Genomic DNA, 616 nt, shown 5'->3' on the forward strand with positions numbered 1-616 from the left:
ATTATAGATATTGGTACATTAGTTTTAAGTACAAGTTGTTTTAAAAACTTACCATAGTTCATATAAATATATTCATTTCTATAATTATATTCTGAAATTGATTCCTTGATAACTTGATTACCTTCATCATCTTTTTCCAAAGATTGATGTATTCTTTCTGGTTGCTGTTTAACAAATAAATCATCATCGTTCAACAATCTTTCAATAAAGAAATACAGATTATCTTCACTCACCTTTTTGAATTCTAACATATATCTTTTAGATAAATTTTCCCATAAGAATCTCAATTTATTCCAATTCTCTTTATTTAACTTCACTTTTAAATTGGGTGGATTTTTTTTCATATCTCTGACTTTATCTGCATTTAATTTAGATGCATTAACTTCTGGATATAATTCTAACAACCATTCAAATCCTGATTTTTTAACTCCATCAATTTCAACATCTGTTTTAAACTCATTTTTCCTGTTAATTAGATTTCGTTCATCTAATTGTTCTAATAACACTTCATCATTATAATGAGGATTCATTTGTTTCCTATGTTCAACTATTTTATTAATCATTTCATCTGTTAATTTATCTTCGTTTAATTTAACGTCTACATCAGAATTTATTT

At 24.7% G+C, this 616-nt stretch carries 1 pseudogene; it reads right to left on the reverse strand.

The annotated features are described in order from the left end of the window. Positions 1-616: pseudogene (locus ACF91D_RS31355) on the reverse strand (type III restriction-modification system endonuclease); the annotation flags it as partial.

Source organism: Staphylococcus sp. 231237_7MaSpsaltlick (genome assembly GCF_043107035.1).